The sequence below is a fragment of the Exiguobacterium sp. s34 genome (assembly GCF_018617435.1).
Classification (GTDB): Bacteria; Bacillota; Bacilli; order Exiguobacteriales; family Exiguobacteriaceae; genus Exiguobacterium; species Exiguobacterium aestuarii.
The window spans coordinates 207,277-224,854 of the sequence record NZ_JACSKE010000003.1; the positions used below are offsets into that span (position 1 = coordinate 207,277).

Sequence of the window (17,578 nt, forward strand, 5' to 3'; positions counted from 1 at the left end):
CGGCTACGAAATCGTGGCCGGTTTAGTATGCGAGTGTACCTGTTTTCACTGAGGTGTAGCGATGTAACTCACGGGGACTCATAATACCTGTCTTTTGCATCATGTCGCGCATTAAGAGCGCACAGACCCGCGCATCTTCTGCAGCGTCGTGGTGAATGAACGGGACATTCAAGTAGTCTGCCATCGTGTTTAACTTATGGTTCGCTAATCCTGGATAGAGTTTTCGTGACAGTTTGACAGTGCACCCGTACTCAATCGTTGGAAAATCGTACAAGTCATATTTCACGATCGCCTTTCTCAAGGCGCCCATATCAAATGAGGCGTTATGTGCGATGACGAGGTCGACTTCTCGTAAAATCGGGTAAAGAGAGGCAAGTACTTCCGGTAACGCTGGGGCATCCCACACGTCGCTCGGACGAATGCCGTGGACACGGATGTTACCCATATCAAAGTCCTCCTCTGGATTGACAAGTCGTTGATCAGTGTCGATGACTTCTCCGTTTTTGAGGATACTCCATCCGACAGAACAGATACTGCGACTGTCTCGGTTTGCGGTCTCCACATCGAGCGCGAGAATGGTATGTTGCATGGTGCTTCACCTTCTTTCTTTGCAATAAAAAAAGTCTAACAGAAAGTTAGACGAATGTCGTGGTTAAGCAGCGACGAGTGTACGACACGCTTCTGCACAGCGCTCACATGCTTTCGCGCAAGCTTGGCAGTGGTCATGCAAGTGGCGACCACACTCGACGGCACATGTATCACACACCTGAGCGCACAATGCGACAATTGGTTTAGAGAAAGCTGAATCTGTTTCTAAGGCGTTTAACGCCAACGTGCAAATGTCAGAGCATTCCCTTGTCAGTCGAATGCATTCGGTGAACATGTGCAAATCTTCTTCTTGTAAACTTTTTGAAAAACAATGATTACAGGCGCGCATGCATTCAATCACGCTCGTCAATGTCTCTTCTACAGATGTGCGTTCCATCATAAAGTCCCCCTTGTATGAAAAAGTCTACCTTACCTTACCCGTTCAACAAGGGATTGAATCGCATAACATCAATAAAAAAGTCACATCTCATTTGAGATGTGACAGATTAATGGAGCATAGGGGGCTCGAACCCCTGACCTCTACGCTGCCAGCGTAGCGCTCTCCCAGCTGAGCTAATGCCCCGTTCGAAATCATTATATCATCCTAGTATTCGACATGGCAATTCCCTTTTTCATTTTAGGTTTATAAAAATGGAAGCATGGGAATTTCATGTTAGACGTTATATTAAGAAAGTAGGTGTGTTTCATGGAAATGATTTTATTGGCGCTCTTACCAGCACTCATGTGGGGGAGTATCCCGCTCATCGTGTCGAAAGTGGGCGGGAAACCGATTCAGCAATTGATTGGTACGACCATCGGAGCCATGATCATGGCAGGAATCATCGCCCTCGTTTTCAGACCAGAGTTCACGACACTTGCGATTGTGACCGGGTTTATTTCTGGGGCGTTTTGGGCGCTCGGTCAATATTTACAGTTCCAATCGTTCCAAATCTTAAGTGTCTCAAAGGCGATGCCAATTAGTACCGGTATGCAACTCGTCGGGACGTCTCTCTTCGGGGTCATCGTACTCGGTGACTGGAAGACGACGACAGAGCTGTGGTTAGGGTTTTCGGCGCTCGTCTTGATTATCATCGGGGCGACAATGACCTCATATCAACAGAAGAAAGACCAAGACAGCGCCGGTGCATTGAAGAAGGGGTTACTGGTCCTATTCGTCTCAAGTATCGGTTACGTCACATATGCTGTCTTGACGAACTATTTTGAGGTGGACGGAATCACTGCAATCCTTCCACAATCAGTCGGGATGTTCATCGCGGCGCTTCTCTTTAGTCTTCGGGAGAAGGACGTGAAGAAAATCGATCCACGTACGTTCAAAAATATCTTGGCAGGTCTTGCCTGGGGAATCGGGAACTTCGGTCTCTTCGTCTCGAGCGGAGAAGTCGGAATTGCCACTTCCTTCGCTTTATCTCAATTGAACGTCGTCGTGGCGACACTCGGTGGAATCTATCTATTGAAAGAAGAGAAGACGACAAAAGAACGTGTCTTTGTCTTTATGGGAATCGGTCTCATTGTCGTCGCTGGATTTATGCTTGGGATTGCCAAGAGTTAAATTTCGATGATGAAATGAAAAGAACCCTGAATGTTCACTCGGTCTAGAGTGCCATTCAGGGTCTTTCTTTTGAGTAAATTTTAATCGTTAAAAGGATAGCAGGAGATGACGTAATCGATAGGGAAGTAATCCCATGTTGCGTTCGTCATATAGGACGTGCAACGCATTCGTGATGAATCAAAAAAATGTAGAGTAAAGGAGAAAACAATCATGGAATCAAATGTAGTGACGATCTCGACGCTTGTGGATACACCAATCGAAAAAGTCTGGGAACTCTGGACAGCCCCTGATCATATCAAACAATGGAATCATGCATCTGAAGATTGGCATACGACCGAAGCGGAGAATGACTTACGCGTCGGTGGGAAGTTTCGCAGTCGGATGGAAGCAAAAGACAACAGTATGGGGTTCGATTTTGAAGGCGTGTATGAGGAAATTCAAGTGAACGAGCTTATTCAATATCGCCTCGATGATGAACGGAGAGTGAGAATTTCATTCGTACCAGAAGGTGATCAAACAAAGATTGTTGAAACGTTTGATGCGGACTCGATGAATCCGGTTGAGTTGCAACGTCAAGGATGGCAGGCAATCCTCGACAATTTCACTCGATATGCGAATGAGAAGAATAAGTAAGGTGATCGAGTAATCTAATAATCAGCAGTATATATGATGAAGTTTACATGTATACTGCTGTTTGGCATGATAGCAATAAAAACCGCTTGTATATGTATATGTAGAGGATGTTATCTTTAGAATCGATCATGAACAACAGAGTGAGATCGTTAAATCTAATACAGTGACCCAAAAACTATGAAAAGTTGGATAATGAAATTCCGTAAGTAAATATGACAGGTGATGCAAAGAGTACATACATAAATACATTGTGAAACTAAGCAAACGCTTCAAACACAGGCATCATAAACGGAAGCGAAAACATCATAACAATCGAAAAAATAAAGGTTGCCATAAATCGTGAGAACTTCATTTTCTTCTCCACTTCAAAGAAATGGCAAAGGCAGTCAATCCTCCTATGACGACGACATAATAAACGGAATAGAAGACAAACTCTCCAATATCCTCAAAACTACTAAACGTATTTTCCATAATCATTGGATCAGACAAAATACCGATTGTCACAATCGGCAAAAAGAAGATCCAAAAACGTTTCCAAAAATACGTGCGGTACGATGACTCATTTGAAATCACTTGTGACCCCTCCTGTCAGCTCCATACTTTACCATATTGTATCATGAACATCTTACGAACAAATAGTTGAAATTTGGGCATTATACAATTTTTACTACATGCAAAAACAGCGAGTGCATTACATGTACCCGCTGCATAATATTGATTATTCACTCGATGTGCTTAATTCACCCGTCCCGAACGTTGCACTAAAAGCACGACACCAAATCACTACCTTGCTATATTCTGTCAAATCGACATCAGCCGGAACTAAATAGTTTTGATTTCCTGTATTCCCCTTAAGTGCCCCGAGTCGAATCCCTTCAGACACTTCCAAGCCTGGTTTCGTCAAATATACAAACAAGTCAGGACCGTTCGTCGTCTCAAACTCTTCAAATCGCAGGTAAGTTCCGTCTTCTGCTTCAACTGAGCGAATCGTGCCGGTCGTCTCGTAATTTTTCTCCCCGTCCATGAACACACCTGCTACTTCGGTTTGAGTCGTTTGTGCTTCCGCTGTATCGGCCGTCTCTTGTTCTGATTCATCTTCCTCTGGAGCTGGTGATTCGACAGCGGTCGGCGGCAATCCTTCATCGACCGTCTCAGTCAAAAATAGTGGTGAGATGAGCCACCAGGCGATGGCGATCACGGCTACGCCGATTACACCGATGATGATTTTTGAACGAGTTTTCATGTGTGAATCCTCCTATTCATGTGTTTGAATCGTTACATTTCTTTTCCCGAATCATGGGCTTATAAAAAGACGCGAATTAATACATTCGCGTCAATTGAACATCATACCGTCTCGGTCCAGTTCTCCTCGATAAACGCGTCGCGTCCCGAGATGGCCCGGTCTTCCTTGTAATGTTTTGGATTCTTTTTATGATAGTCCTGATGGTAGTCTTCTGCAGCAAAGAACGTTATCGCCGGAATGATTTTTGTGACGATTGGGGCCGTGAAACGTCCACTTGCCGCTAACACATCGCGACTCGCTTCCGCAGCGATTCGCTGCTCCTCCGTGTGATAGAAGATGGCTGGGGCATACTGAGGCCCACGGTCTTGGAACTGCCCACCGTCATCGGTCGGGTCTGTCTGAATCCAATAGAGTTCTAGGAGACGCTCGTATGAGAAAAGAGCTGGATCGTATGTGATCTGAACGACTTCTAGATGTCCGGTCGTCCCAGTCTTTACTTGTTCATATGTCGGATTGTCGATATGTCCTCCCATATAGCCGGACACGATTCCTTCAATCCCTGGTAGTTCTTCAAAAGGTGTCACCATGCACCAAAAACAGCCGCCTGCAAATGTTGCTTTTTCCATCTTGTCGTTCCCTCCAAATCGTATTTCAACAAAAAAGCGCTCACGTCGGATGACATGAGCGCTCTCGTCATATCGTCCAAGGTTTCCCTTGCTGGTCGTAGCACCTTGCCTGAGGCAGGTTGCTGTGAAGTCATGGAGCCAGATCTCTCGTTCACTCTTGATATCGATATGTAGTTGGTGAAAGCATCATACCACCCTCAAAATACTTTCGTCAATGATTCGGTTTTCGTTTTAACTGAAAAATCGTCAAGACGATGATGAATCCAATCAATGCGATGGAGATGAACGTACCATACGGCACATTCTCACCATATAATTGCAAGAAAAATAGACCGAATACGGCGAGCAACACGAATACGTAGGAGCGCGTCATAGGAACCTCCTGTTTTTTCTTAAGTGTAACAAGAACACATCGACTTGGCGATGAGAAAAGGAAATCAAGCATATAACACGAATAAAGGGGGGGAGGTAAAGGAGGAATGAACAATGAAACAATCACAATTGTTAGAGCTGACAATCGAAGACGCGCATCGTGGCTATAAAGAAGGGAAATTCACAGCAAGAGACGTGACCGCGTATTATCTAAAAAGGATTGCGACATATAATGATCGACTCCATGCAGTGATCCAGGTGAATCCGGACGCACTTTTCGAGGCAGAGGCGGCAGACCGGGGCTATAAAAAAGGGGTACGCAAACCACTACTTGGGATTCCCGTATTGATCAAAGATAATATCGAAACGGGCGGACTGATGCGGACAACGGCAGGTGCTGCCGCGATGCGACATCATTTCGCAGGTCGGGATGCCGAGCTCGTCAAACGGTTACGGGCTGACGGGGCCATCATTCTCGGTAAAGCAAACCTGTCCGAATGGGCCAACTTCTTGACAGAAGACATGCCGAACGGTTGGAGTGCCGTCGGTGGCCAGACGATGAATCCGTATGGGGACCAACTAGATGTCGGAGGATCAAGTTCAGGGTCGGCATCTGCGGTTGCGGCAAATTTAACGCTTCTTGCAGTTGGATCTGAGACGAGTGGTTCAATCGTACACCCGAGCGTGCATAATGGCATCGTCGGAATCAAGCCGACCGTTGGACTGATCAGCCGCTCGGGAATCATCCCGATTTCACGTTCTCAAGATACGGCTGGACCGATGGCGCGGACACTCCGTGATGCGGTCATCGCTTTACAGACGATATGTAGTGAGGATGAATCGGATCCGGCGACTCTAGAGACTCCTGTCGGACCGCCTTATGTGACATGTCTCGATGTGAGGCAGGCGGTCGGGATGCGTGTCGGGTTCATCAGACCGGACATTTCGGAAGAAGAAGTCGGGTTGTATGAACAGGCGCTTCGCTTGTTGCGTCAAGCCGAGGTAGAACTCGTCGAGGTCACGCTACCAAAGCATACGGGGCTTGAACAAGCAGACATTCTGTTCGACGAATTCAAGCTCGGGATCGAGGCGTATCTTGCGAACACAACCGTGCCTTTTAAGACGCTTTCTGACTTGATCGAGTGGAACGCAGAACACCCTGAATCGATTCCGCACGGTCAAACCATTTTTGAAGAAGCGAACGCCCGATCTGGGAAACTGATTGAAGCGAGCTATCTCGACCGTCGCATCGAGGACGTTCGTTTAGCGAAAACAGAAGGGATTGACGCGTTGCTTGCGTCGCATAAACTTGATGCGATCGTCTTACCACATGATGCGAACTATGACATGGCAGCGAAAGCAGGGCATCCGACGATCACAATACCCTATAAACGAAAAGAGAGCGGTGCCCCGTTCGGTCTATCATTCACGGGGACGAGCTATTCGGAACGTGATTTGATTCGTGTCGCCTATGCGTTCGAACAGTTCATCACTCGTCCGACGCCTCCTGATTATTCGTAAGTTGCACCCGTCTCTGACGTCCGCTACAATGGTACGTATGCGGATTAGAGAAAGGACAGGTTAGAATGAAATCATCTATATACGGGTTGACGTTCAATCAACTCACAAACGAGTGCATGGAAGCAGGATATGGTGCCTTCCACGCACGACAAGTCTGGGACTCGCTCTACATCGATCGAGTCAAATCGATGGACGCGCTAAACGTCCGTGACGAGGTACGCGATTACTTAACAGAGAAATATGTCATCTCGACACAAGAACTGTTCGTCAAACAAGAAGCGGGCGATGGAACGGTCAAATTCTTACTTAAACTTCATGACGGGCACTACATCGAGACGGTGCTTATGCGTCATAAATATGGGCGTTCGGTCTGTGTAACGACACAGGTCGGTTGTAACATCGGCTGTAGCTTCTGTGCGAGCGGCTTGTTGAAGAAGACGCGTGACTTGACGGCTGGTGAGGTCGTCGAACAAATCATGACCGTCCAACATTTCCTCGATGAAGAAGGAGAAGGGGATCGCGTCAGTCATATCGTCGTCATGGGAATCGGTGAACCGTTCGATAACTTTGACAACTTGGTCGACTTCTTGCGCGTCGTCAAAGATGAGCGTGGTCTTGCGATCGCCCCGCGTAAAATCAACGTGTCGACGAGTGGTCTCGCGGACAAGATTTACAAGTTCGCAGACCTCGACTTGCGGATCAACTTGGCACTTTCACTTCATGCACCGAACGATGAGCTTCGGACTCGCATCATGAAAATCAACCGTGCGTTCCCGCTTGATAAACTCATGCCATCGATTCGTTATTACGTCGAGAAGACGAATAAACGCATCACGTTCGAGTACATCTTGCTATCGAAAGTGAACGATCTACCGGAACATGCGGAAGAATTGGCGGATCTGATTGAAGACATCAAAGACAAGTCTTACATCAACTTGATTCCGTATAACCCGGTCAACGAGCATATTCAATATGAACGAAGCACACCGGAAGATATCATGGCATTCTATGATATCTTGAAGAAACGTGGCGTCAACACGGGTGTCCGTCTCGAGCACGGGACAGACATCGATGCAGCTTGCGGTCAGCTCCGCAGTAAGCATATGAACGTCGAGGGTGCGAAGTGACGAGAGGCCTCTCCGATAGCGGAGAGGCCTTTTGTTTACCTTTTTTGACCGACATACTCGATGACGGAAGAGTCACCGTGATGGAGTGACCCTTCTTCGCGCCATACAACCACCTCATGTAAGATGAGCGGTACGAAATCGTCCTCTAGTTTGTGGAACATTTCTTCAGAATAGAGAAGTGAGACGTCTTGTGGTCCGCCTGTGCCGTAAGCGAGTTGATTTGTAGAGTACACTTCGGTCAGGAATACACCACCAGGTCGAAGCGTTCTTTGAATTCCGGCGAACACCTTTTCTCTGACATGTTGAGGAAAGTGACCGAAGATACAGATGACCACATCATACGCATCTTGCGACCAATCCGCTTCATTCAAGTCAATCTGTTTCGTCTGAAGGGAGACGTTTCGCGAAATCGCCAAGCGCTCCGCTTTTTCGAGCCCTACTTTCGAAGCGTCCCACATCTCGACTTCGAAGCCAAGCGAAGCGAGCCATACCGCATTTCGACCTTCACCCTCCGCAATCGCCAGCACACGCTTTCCTTCAGGTGGATAAGACGTGATCCATTCGCGTAAAAACTTGTTTGGCGCTGTACCGTACACATAATCTTCCGAGCTAAAGCGTTCATCCCATTTCGACAAACCATCCACTCCTCTCACTTTTCCTTAAATATAGCAAAACAATGAGACTCAGATGGAAATCCTTCACGATTTTCTGAATTCATGCTTAGTCCAGTTGGGAGAGGGGAATAGATTTCTGAACTAATGGATAGAGTGGAGGCTAAGTAATGGAGAGAGTAGATGCGTCGTTGTGGATTCGGGTACGAAATACGCTTGGTGAAGGTCCTTGTTGGGATGCTGAGTTGAAGCGTTTTTATTGGGTGGATATCGAAGATCATACGTTGTGGTGGTATGACGAACAAGAAGATGAAATTTCTTCTTTTGAGGTCGGGAAACAAGTCGGTTTCGTCATTCCAAAAGTGACGGACGGTGTCGTCCTTGGTCTAAAAGACGGGATTTATGAATGGGATGAAATCAATCGGGAGCTAAATAAAATTGTCGAATTGGATGATCCCGACGGTCGATTACGTTTTAATGATGGGAAAGCCGATCCATATGGTCGTATTTTTGCGGGCACACTCCACCTCGAAGATGAAGAAAATCAAGCGACATTGTATCGGGTCGATCGTGATGGAACGACTACATCATTGATGGATGAGTTGACGCTTTCGAACGGATTGACGTGGTCTCCTGACCATTCCGTTTTTTATCATATCGATACACCGACTGAAAAAATCCGGAAGTATGATTTTGATTTGAAGACAGGAACAATTTCGAACGGAGAGGTCGTCATCGATTTTTCGGAGGAAGAAGGTTTTCCTGACGGGATGACGTCCGATTCTGAAGGTTGTCTATGGATTGCGCATTACGCGGGTGGAAGAGTATCGCGGTGGGACCCGTCAACAGGCAAAAAGTTACTTGAAGTCCATGTTCCCGCACCAAATGTCACTTCATGTGCCTTTATCGGAGATGGACTCAATCGATTAGCTATCACGACGGCTCGTGAAGGAATGGATGAGGAGGCGCTTTCTGAATATCCGGAAGCGGGATCGGTATTTATCATCGACACAGAAGTGAAAGGGATGCCATTGTATCGTTTCGGTCGCTGAGGAGGAAGTACGATGGTGAAACGACTGTTAGTTCGAGCTGGAATTGGGTTGGCAGTTGCTGCAGCGGTCAAGATTGGGATTCAAAAGTTACAAGAAAATCGAACGCGTGAAGAAGATCATTCGTATCTCGATCCGAAGTGGGATGAAGTGCCAAGTATTGATTCGGATAAAGATGAGGATGAGGTCGGATTGACTCAACTCGATTCGATTTATCGGGCTGAATGGCAGGCGAATGCTTATCCACGCTCGGAGGCAGAACGAAAAGCATTGGAAGAATAATTGTATGTTCTTCAAAAACACGTCCATGTGGCGTGTTTTTTATTGACAAAAGTAAGGAACGACTCCATTATACAAAGAGTAATGATTACGATTTAATGGAGGTCCATCATGAAACGAATTCCAATTACAGTACTTTCGGGTTATCTCGGTAGCGGGAAGACGACACTGCTCAACCACATCTTACATAACCGAGAACATAAAAAATATGCGGTCATCGTGAATGATATGAGCGAGTTGAATATCGACGAGAAGCTGATTGATCAGGGCGGGTTCTCGCGGACCGATGAAAAGCTAGTCGAACTCTCGAACGGGTGTATCTGTTGCACGCTGCGGGAAGATTTGTTGACGGCTGTCTATGACTTAACAAAAGACCGTGAGCTCGACGGGATCATCATCGAGTCATCAGGAATCTCTGAACCGATTCCTGTCGCGCAGACATTCACGTATGCCGATGACGCTCTTGGGATTGATTTGACGAGCCGTGTGTACATCGATGCGATGGTCACGGTCGTCGATGCGTACCGTTTCTTCAAAGATTTCAATTCTGGTGAATCGCTCATGGAGCGTCAACAAGCCGTCGACACCGGTGACGTCCGTGAAGTAGTCGATTTGCTCGTCGACCAAGTCGAATTTGCGGATATCATCGTATTGAATAAGGCGGACCGTGTGTCCGAAGGGGAACTACAGGAGATGAAGGGGTTACTCCAAACACTGAACCCGAGTGCGAGATTGTTGACGTCGACATACTCGAACGTCGCGTTAGAAGACCTTCTAGACGTCCAGTTATTCGATTTTGATCAGGCGATGCGCGCTGCAGGGTGGATCCAAGAACTCGAGTCGGAAGAACATACGCCGGAAACGGAAGAGTATGGTATCAGCTCATTTGTCTACCGGCGCCGTCGACCGTTCCACCCTGAACGTTTGATGCACTGGATGGAACATTATCCAGAAGAAATCGTCCGTGCAAAAGGATTTTTATGGATTGCGACAAGAAACGACCTCGCTTGTCTGTTTTCACAGGCAGGGTATGCATCAACGCTCGAACATGCAGGTCGTTGGCTTGCGACGTTACCTGCAAGTGAACGTGAGGAGATGTTTGCAGCTGAACCTGAGCTTCGTGAGGATTACATCGAGCCATACGGGGATCGGCAAAACGAGTTGGTGCTCATCGGTCAACGAATGGAACGGGAAGCGGTTGAGCAATCGCTTGATGCCTGTTTATTGACGGACGAAGAGATGTCGTCATCGTGGGATACGTTCCATGACCCACTTCCGGGTTCAGGTCATCTCGTCACATATTCAGATTGACCGTTTACAAAAGATTGAAACATCGCTATACTGTGACTGCATAAGTAACCGCATATCAATGACTGCACTAGGGGTGCTTCGGCTGAGATGAGAGCATGGCTCCGATCCCTTATAACTCGATCCAGGTAATACTGGCGTGAGGAAGTGCGGCACTTTCTCTATGCAAGTTTGTATAGATTTTGTTGCTGCATTCTCATGAATGCGGCTTTTTTTATGCAAACACATTTAGAGGGGGAAACAAAATGAATGAATCATGTGGTACGAGCCCAATCGTCGGGTTTCGATTCACACTGAGCCCGATGACAGACGACTTCGTCGGAACAATCAAAGGTGCACTAAAACGAACGGATCTATCAGGCGTGTGGCGCCATACGGACGATGTGTCGACGGTTATCCGTGGGCGAGCCGAGCATGTATTTGACGTCGCCCGAACAGTTTTGAGTTTTGCCTCAGAGGAAGGAAAGCATGTTTCGATGAGCGGAACGTTCTCCGTTGGATGTCCGGGAGATTCGATTGGGGATGAAGCGCTCGAGGCACCGCCACAACCACTGAACGGATCCTCAAGAGAACAGTATGTCTCTTCACAGTTCGCACTTTATCCGATGGGTACTGAACATTACATGGAGCTCATCTACGAGGAAATCGAGCAAGCGAAACAGGTCGGTGTCTATAATGACTCTATGCACTATGCGTCAGGTATTCATGGGAATTTGGATGATGTGTTCTCGTATTACGAGGCGGCGTTCAAACGGACGCGCGAGAAGAATCAACATGTCGTCATGACGGTGACGTTCAGCGTGAACAGTCCGTCACACGGAGGTCGACATGCTTAAATCGTGGAAATTAAAAGAAGTCGTCCTCGTCTCCGTATTGTCTGTCGTCTTTGCCGTCGTCTACTTATTGTTCGTCCATATTGGGAACTTATGGGCAGGATTGATCGGACCGATCGCCTACGAGTGGATCTTCGGTATCTGGTTCATCGTGTCGATCATCTCGGCGTACATCATCCGGAAGCCTGGTGCCGCCTTCATCTCAGAAGTGATGGCTGCGACAATCGAGATGTTGATTGGAAACGCGATTGGACCGCGCATCATCTTGGTCGGAATCGTTCAAGGTTTAGGAGCGGAAGCTGTCTTTGCGATGACGGGTTACCGCCGCTATGAGCTGTGGGTACTCATGCTTGCAGGATTCGGGTCCGCCGTCACGAGTTTCGTCTATACATATTTCATGAGTGGGTTCGCGATGCTAGAACCTGGTTATGTGGCGACGATGTTCGGACTTCGAGCTGTCAGTGGGATGGTTATCGCAGGAATCGGAGGAAAGTTACTTAGTGATTTGTTGCTAAAGACAGGTTCCCTTCGCGGCTATGCGATTTCACGAAGTGGGAACGTCCATGGTTGAGACCGAATCACTCCACTTTCAATTCCCAGAGAGTTTAGATGCGATTCTTGAAGATGTCACCGTATCGATCCGACCAGGTCGTACGATGTTAAGTGGAGCGAGCGGGAGCGGGAAGTCGACCTTTCTTGCGCTATGCAACCGTCTCTTCCCCGAGAATTGTGACGGCATTCTCCAAGGTAGACTCAAACTGTTCGGGAGGTTGCACGACGATTATGTACCAGGCGAAATCAATCAACGTGTCGGGACGGTGTTCCAAGATCCGGACACGCAATTTGTCATGGAGCGTGTGGATGAAGAACTCATCTTCACGCTTGAGAACTTGTCGACACCTATCTCAGAAATCGAACGACGCGTGACGGAGATCCTCGAATCATTACAGTTAAGTGCCTATCGAACCCGTGAAATCGATTCGTTATCAGGTGGGGAGAAACAGCGAATCGCCGTCGCATGTGCTTTAGTCGGAAGACCTGAATGGCTGCTGCTCGATGAACCGTTGACTCATCTTGACCCGGTGACCGCGTACGAATTTGTGGAATGGCTCGATCGAGTGACAGGACTGAACGTCATCGTCGTTGAACATCGTCCTCACCTATGGGGTGATTACTTTGACTGGCATATTGAATTAGAGCGAGGGCGTATCGTTCGGAATGAATCCTTTTGCCCGGTCGATGACTTTGCATTTATAAAGTCAAACGCTTCGCTAAAAAATCCTTATCACTACACAATCGAAGAGGTCAGACGTGATTCATTTCAGCTGAAAAGATCGGAGCTTCATGTCCGAGCAGGAGAAGTGATTGCCATACTTGGTCCGAATGGGAGCGGGAAGTCCACGTTTTTAAGAAGCTTAACGGAACATGACCGACGGGTTGGGCTCGTACCGCAATCGCCGGAACATTTATTTTTCATGAATTCTGTCGAAAGTGAGTTACAGTTTGGTCATGAAGATTCGATTGAGAGCGTTTTATCTGACATGTCGCTTCTTGATCAGCGACATCTCCATCCGTTATCTCTCAGTCACGGACAAAAACGGAGGCTCGCAGTTGCAATCCAGTCGCTAACGAACAAACAGTTGCTCGCATTCGATGAACCGACAGCGGGTCAAGACGAACCGTCATTGCATGCGCTCGAGCTGTTGATGAAGCGACATGCTGAAATGGGTCGAACGATTCTATTCGTGACCCACGACTTGTCGTTCGCCCGCATCGCCAACACGTTTTATTTGATGAAGGACGGGGAACTTTCAGGACCATTTAAAGATGAACTCTGGCAGGACACGGAGACACTTCGTCATTATCGGTTGCAAGGGAGGAGAGCGCGATGTCACTCCATGACATGAATCCGACGGTGAAATTTCTGACATTGACGTTCGTCATGTTCGGTATCGCATTGTTTTACAATCCATGGACCCCGCTCGTGATCATAGTAGGGACGGTACTGATTCAATGGATGGCAACCAATGTCTCATGGAAAAGATGGCTACTTTTCTTGATCCCTTTTCTCATCACGGCGCTCGGAACGTTTTGGACAACGCTCGTTTTCGGAAAAGACCTCGGGGGAGAGACATGGGTGACCATTCTGAGTCAGGAAGTCACAATTGAGGAGAGGGATGTCGCGATTGCCCTCAGCCTTCGCGTATTGGCGTTCACGGTCCTCTCGCTTCTTTTCATGTTGACGACGGATTCAAAGCGGTTCGTCATGAGTCTGATGCAACAGGCGAAGTTGTCACCGACAATCGCATATAGCGCGCTCGTCGGGTTCCGTTTCATTCCTCTTTTAAAACGGGAACTGCAACAACTTCAATATGCACATCGCCTACGGGGTGTCCCACTCGATACGAGATGGGAACGTCTACGGCACGTGCCGAAATTACTGTTGCCACTCCTTGCCGGATCGATTCGAAGAGCGGAGCGTGTCGCCTTCTCGATGGAAGCGAGAGGGTTTACAGGCGGAAAACGGACGATTTATGACAGGGTTGAAGTCAAATCAAGTGATTTTATATGGTCAGGTGTCTTTTTCGCGTTGTTTGGATTTGCCATCTGGGCAGGAATATAAAAAACGAATGGCCGCCACAAGGGGCGGCCATTCGTGCGGCTCGTCCCACGGCGCCCCGACGCCTGCAGGAAAACAATCCGATGGAGACCCAGCAGCGACTTGAGTCGCGATGCGGCTCCGGGATTGCCTGCGGAAAGCGTGGGCGCCGAAAGGACGAGTACGAACATGTTATTTGTCAACAAGCTGTGACGACTCACTCGGAGTCGTCTTTTTTTGTTTCTTTTACGATTCGAAACTTTGGTTTGATTGATTCATTGTTGAACGCCTCGAGCACTGTGTTCTCGTTGGCCATACGGATCTGTTGTGGTTCACCTTTGGCCGTCGTACCAATGCAGTACATGTTTGACTCGTAATCGGCAAAGAGCGACTTATAGGATGTCGCATGGTGCATCAATCGACCAGGTGAACCCCAACCGACGATGATCATGCCATTGCTTGCTGCTACCTCTTGCAACGTCTCTTCGACATAGTGATAGTTTGTCTCGTCGAGTTGTGATTCCACATACGGAAGATTATCATTGATGGCAAGTGTCGGCACAAGGCTGATGACACGCATCTCCCGAATCGGCTGTGACAAATGATTTTGCATCAACATATAGGCACGTTGCGTTGTCGTACCTGATAAGAAAGCATCGCTCATTCGCGGTGAATAAATGATGACGGCACAAATGACCCCGTCTTCCACATCCGTGAACTCATACGTTCGCATATAGCGTTTTGTTTTATCTTCATTGAAGATTGATTTTACGCGGATGGTTACTTCTTCTACATGCGTATTCATTTCCATTCCTCACTTTTTCATGTAAGCATCAGCCGAGTGTTTTGAACCACTCGATGTATCGAATCGTATAATAGGCGACATGTTGACTGATTGTATCCCGTTCTTCAGGGATGTACGTCACGTTTGTTTCGTAATTTTCATAGTATGTCATAACATCGTTAACATACTGCTCACTCCGGTTGTACTCGAAGATAGCATTTCGAATAGATGTGGTAGAATCCGTTTTCTTCCCACCGTGTTCACTTAAATAATACGCCGCGGTATGTGCGGAATCAATAAGACTATGTGGGTCTGCTTTCCCGTCTCCATTCCCGTCACGACCGAGACCACCGTACTGGTCGATCAATGCAAGGTCTGTCAAATCGACTTCGTCTTCTGGGACGTCACCTTTTTGGTCATCCGTATCATATTCCCAACCGAGCCAAGTACGAGGCATGAATTGGAATGGTCCGATCGCACCAACGGATGAGCGCATGGAAGAACTGTGAGAGAAAATCGTCTCGACGCGATGTACGGCGGCAAGCAAATGCCAGTCCACATCGTATGCGTCAGCAGCGTCCTGATAGACAGCGATGTGAGCGTTCGGTACGCCATGCTCACCATAATAGGTTCGATACAATCCATTGTTTACTTTATCGTGTTGACCGAGCCAGCCGATTGCCCCGAGCAAAAGCACGAGCACAATGATAAAACCGGTCAATCGCAGCATCATACGTTTCAAGATACCGCCTCCTAGCTTTTAGACAATACCCGAATAGTGTAGCATATAGCTAAGAGTAAGGACAGGAGTGGATATGGATGCTCGAACGATTGATTTTTACGGCAATTATTGGATACATGTTGATTGTCCAAATCTTCAACGCAAAATTGATCCGTCCATTGATTGAGACGAAGGGACGGGCGTGGGTGTACGATCAAACCGTAAAATCAGCATGGGGACTGACCTTGTTGATTGTCGCCCTCATATTCTTATTTCAAGTACCGCCATCCGAAGTTGGTTTAACATTCGCGCCAGAAACGGGCAACGAACAGGCGTGGCAAGTCTTTTTCCTATCATGTATCCTCGTTGCATTTACGCTCGTCTTTTATTTATTGGTCAAGACCTCATCAAAACTTCGTCGAGCATTGCGTCCTTATTATGAGCTCGATTTAGAAAAACTGCTCCTGCCAAGAACGAAGAATGAGGAGCAGGCATGGAGCGCCGTCTCGGTCACGGCCGGCGTGACCGAAGAGTTTATTTTCAGAGGAGTGCTCTTGTACACAATCTCCCTCTATATAGAAGTACCGAATCTGACAATTGCCTTGATCGGAGGTGCCCTGTTCGGTATGGCACATGCCTATCAAGGGATCAAAGGTGTCGTTACGACAGGCATTGTCGGTTTCGGTCTCGGTCTCTTATATCTAGGGATTGGTGTCCTGTGGCCGGTCATGGTCTTGCATGTACTGCTTGACTTGATTGCTGGACCAATCCATGTCGACGTAAAAAACGATTAACCGCGTCTTCATATGCAGGCGCGTCTTTGATCATACAATCCGTATGTTCCGCCCCGTCAATCAATAGCAAGTCATTTTGTCGGTTCAGAGCGTTCATCTCGACTGACATCCACGTTGGGACGAAATCATCTTTTGATCCGTGTACGAATAAGATCGGGGTCGTCGTTTCGGTGACGGCCTTTTTCGGTTGTACTTGCTTCATCGTGAACCCGGCACGTGACCATAGGAAATAATTGATGCCGGGAAGGAAAAGTTCTGCCGGTATCCGGTGTAACTCCTTCAACTGGTATCGCATCAGGTGACCCATATCGTCAAACGGACATTCCGCGATGACGAAATCGACATCTGTGAGAGGGGTCGTCTGAAGGACCGTCGCGGCACCCATCGAGACTCCGTGAAGACCAATTTGGTCGACCGATTCATTTATTTTCAACCATTCGATCCAATCAATCATATCGATTTTTTCATGATATCCGTAAGAAGCATAAATACCTTCGGATTCCCCATGAGACCTCAAATCGACAGCGAGCAAGTTATAACCGAGGCGATGGAACATGGCAAGATGAGGAGCCATGAAACTATGAGAAGCAGTATACCCATGAACGAATACAATCCACTTCGTCGATGCGTCATTTCGATAAATCCGTCCGTAGAGTCGATAATCGTCCCTCGACTGAATCGAGACGTGCTCGAACGGGACATCATGATAGAAGGCGCGATCCTCTTCTGTGTACGGAGCGAGTAACATCTCCGGTGTTTTCCGTTTCCCTCGAGTCATCCGTTTGAAGGCATAGTAGCTGATTGCGTAATAACTTGTGAAAAGTGAAGCTAATCCGATTTGCCATTTCCGTTGCATAATACCGACTCCTTTCACCGTTATTGTACCCGAAATGAAGACAAATCGTCCTATTTTCATACAT

At 47.5% G+C, this 17,578-nt stretch carries 22 protein-coding genes, 1 tRNA gene and 2 riboswitches; of the genes, 12 read left to right on the plus strand and 11 right to left on the minus strand.

Annotated elements, in window-relative coordinates; genetic code table 11:
* Positions 1-22 precede the first annotated feature (22 nt).
* From KNO87_RS07985 to KNO87_RS07995, 3 genes are all read right to left on the minus strand, one after another.
* On the minus strand, positions 23-589 hold the full coding sequence (locus KNO87_RS07985) for a 3'-5' exonuclease (protein ID WP_214787840.1): 567 nt from the start codon (positions 587-589) through the stop codon (positions 23-25).
* A 63-nt stretch (positions 590-652) separates the two neighbouring features.
* Positions 653-985, minus strand: coding sequence for a four-helix bundle copper-binding protein (locus KNO87_RS07990; RefSeq protein WP_214787842.1), 333 nt, complete (start codon positions 983-985; stop codon positions 653-655).
* Between the two features lie 113 nt (positions 986-1,098).
* A tRNA-Ala gene (locus tag KNO87_RS07995) sits at positions 1,099-1,171 on the minus strand.
* 123 nt (positions 1,172-1,294) lie between these two features.
* On the opposite strand from KNO87_RS07995, the gene KNO87_RS08000 reads away from it, so the two are divergent.
* Positions 1,295-2,158: a GRP family sugar transporter gene (locus tag KNO87_RS08000; protein ID WP_214794869.1), complete on the plus strand. Its 864-nt coding sequence runs from the start codon at positions 1,295-1,297 to the stop codon at positions 2,156-2,158.
* A gap of 210 nt (positions 2,159-2,368) precedes the next feature.
* Positions 2,369-2,791, plus strand: coding sequence for an SRPBCC family protein (locus KNO87_RS08005; protein WP_214794871.1), 423 nt, complete (start codon positions 2,369-2,371; stop codon positions 2,789-2,791).
* Between the two features lie 348 nt (positions 2,792-3,139).
* On the opposite strand, the gene KNO87_RS08010 is transcribed toward KNO87_RS08005, so the two are convergent.
* The 4 genes from KNO87_RS08010 to KNO87_RS08025 all read right to left on the minus strand — a co-directional run bounded on the left by KNO87_RS08010 (position 3,140) and on the right by KNO87_RS08025 (position 5,033).
* Positions 3,140-3,364 carry a hypothetical protein gene (locus tag KNO87_RS08010; protein ID WP_214814650.1) on the minus strand — a complete coding sequence of 75 codons (225 nt, stop codon included), beginning with the start codon at positions 3,362-3,364 and terminating at the stop codon, positions 3,140-3,142.
* 145 nt (positions 3,365-3,509) lie between these two features.
* Positions 3,510-4,034: a DM13 domain-containing protein gene (locus tag KNO87_RS08015; protein WP_214794874.1), complete on the minus strand. Its 525-nt coding sequence runs from the start codon at positions 4,032-4,034 to the stop codon at positions 3,510-3,512.
* 101 nt (positions 4,035-4,135) lie between these two features.
* Complete coding sequence (msrA, locus tag KNO87_RS08020) at positions 4,136-4,660, minus strand: peptide-methionine (S)-S-oxide reductase MsrA (protein ID WP_214794876.1); 525 nt, start codon at positions 4,658-4,660, stop codon at positions 4,136-4,138.
* A gap of 67 nt (positions 4,661-4,727) precedes the next feature.
* A riboswitch (SAM riboswitch) is annotated at positions 4,728-4,827 on the minus strand.
* 44 nt (positions 4,828-4,871) lie between these two features.
* Complete coding sequence (locus KNO87_RS08025) at positions 4,872-5,033, minus strand: hypothetical protein (protein ID WP_214794877.1); 162 nt, start codon at positions 5,031-5,033, stop codon at positions 4,872-4,874.
* A 113-nt stretch (positions 5,034-5,146) separates the two neighbouring features.
* Here KNO87_RS08025 and KNO87_RS08030 point away from each other — a divergent pair, with 113 nt between their 5' ends.
* Positions 5,147-6,553: an amidase family protein gene (locus tag KNO87_RS08030; protein WP_214794879.1), complete on the plus strand. Its 1,407-nt coding sequence runs from the start codon at positions 5,147-5,149 to the stop codon at positions 6,551-6,553.
* Positions 6,554-6,618: 65 nt separating this feature from the next.
* Entirely contained in the window at positions 6,619-7,680 is a 1,062-nt protein-coding gene (rlmN, locus tag KNO87_RS08035) for a dual-specificity RNA methyltransferase RlmN (protein ID WP_214794881.1), read from the plus strand.
* A 35-nt stretch (positions 7,681-7,715) separates the two neighbouring features.
* Here rlmN and KNO87_RS08040 read toward each other — a convergent pair whose 3' ends face one another.
* A complete protein-coding gene (locus KNO87_RS08040; protein ID WP_353047458.1) occupies positions 7,716-8,324 on the minus strand; it encodes a class I SAM-dependent methyltransferase in 609 nt (202 codons plus the stop codon).
* Between the two features lie 137 nt (positions 8,325-8,461).
* Between KNO87_RS08040 and KNO87_RS08045 the strand changes: the two genes are divergently transcribed.
* From KNO87_RS08045 to KNO87_RS08075, 7 genes are all read left to right on the plus strand, one after another.
* Entirely contained in the window at positions 8,462-9,343 is an 882-nt protein-coding gene (locus KNO87_RS08045) for an SMP-30/gluconolactonase/LRE family protein (protein WP_214794885.1), read from the plus strand.
* A 12-nt stretch (positions 9,344-9,355) separates the two neighbouring features.
* Positions 9,356-9,622, plus strand: coding sequence for a hypothetical protein (locus KNO87_RS08050; protein WP_214787868.1), 267 nt, complete (start codon positions 9,356-9,358; stop codon positions 9,620-9,622).
* Positions 9,623-9,730: 108 nt separating this feature from the next.
* Positions 9,731-10,930: a GTP-binding protein gene (locus KNO87_RS08055; protein ID WP_214794887.1), complete on the plus strand. Its 1,200-nt coding sequence runs from the start codon at positions 9,731-9,733 to the stop codon at positions 10,928-10,930.
* Positions 10,931-10,989: 59 nt separating this feature from the next.
* Positions 10,990-11,090, plus strand: a riboswitch (TPP riboswitch).
* Positions 11,091-11,172: 82 nt separating this feature from the next.
* Positions 11,173-11,763 (plus strand): YkoF family thiamine/hydroxymethylpyrimidine-binding protein, encoded by a 591-nt coding sequence (locus KNO87_RS08060; protein WP_214794889.1) that lies wholly within the window; start codon positions 11,173-11,175, stop codon positions 11,761-11,763.
* On the plus strand, positions 11,756-12,331 hold the full coding sequence (locus KNO87_RS08065; protein ID WP_074034359.1) for an ECF transporter S component: 576 nt from the start codon (positions 11,756-11,758) through the stop codon (positions 12,329-12,331). The genes KNO87_RS08060 and KNO87_RS08065 overlap by 8 nt, the downstream gene beginning before the upstream one ends.
* Positions 12,324-13,667 carry an ABC transporter ATP-binding protein gene (locus KNO87_RS08070; protein ID WP_214794891.1) on the plus strand — a complete coding sequence of 448 codons (1,344 nt, stop codon included), beginning with the start codon at positions 12,324-12,326 and terminating at the stop codon, positions 13,665-13,667. The genes KNO87_RS08065 and KNO87_RS08070 overlap by 8 nt, the downstream gene beginning before the upstream one ends.
* Complete coding sequence (locus tag KNO87_RS08075) at positions 13,649-14,383, plus strand: energy-coupling factor transporter transmembrane component T family protein (RefSeq protein WP_214794893.1); 735 nt, start codon at positions 13,649-13,651, stop codon at positions 14,381-14,383. The genes KNO87_RS08070 and KNO87_RS08075 overlap by 19 nt, the downstream gene beginning before the upstream one ends.
* 193 nt (positions 14,384-14,576) lie before the next feature.
* Here KNO87_RS08075 and KNO87_RS08080 read toward each other — a convergent pair whose 3' ends face one another.
* Both KNO87_RS08080 and KNO87_RS08085 read right to left on the minus strand, forming a co-directional pair.
* On the minus strand, positions 14,577-15,164 hold the full coding sequence (locus KNO87_RS08080; protein ID WP_214787884.1) for a DUF1643 domain-containing protein: 588 nt from the start codon (positions 15,162-15,164) through the stop codon (positions 14,577-14,579).
* Between the two features lie 28 nt (positions 15,165-15,192).
* Entirely contained in the window at positions 15,193-15,876 is a 684-nt protein-coding gene (locus KNO87_RS08085) for a lytic transglycosylase domain-containing protein (protein ID WP_251126120.1), read from the minus strand.
* Between the two features lie 86 nt (positions 15,877-15,962).
* Between KNO87_RS08085 and KNO87_RS08090 the strand changes: the two genes are divergently transcribed.
* Positions 15,963-16,658, plus strand: coding sequence for a CPBP family intramembrane glutamic endopeptidase (locus tag KNO87_RS08090; protein ID WP_214794895.1), 696 nt, complete (start codon positions 15,963-15,965; stop codon positions 16,656-16,658).
* Here KNO87_RS08090 and KNO87_RS08095 read toward each other — a convergent pair.
* Positions 16,591-17,514: an alpha/beta hydrolase gene (locus tag KNO87_RS08095; RefSeq protein ID WP_214787893.1), complete on the minus strand. Its 924-nt coding sequence runs from the start codon at positions 17,512-17,514 to the stop codon at positions 16,591-16,593. The two genes, KNO87_RS08090 and KNO87_RS08095, sit on opposite strands and share 68 nt — an antisense overlap.
* Between the last annotated feature and the right edge of the window lie 64 nt (positions 17,515-17,578).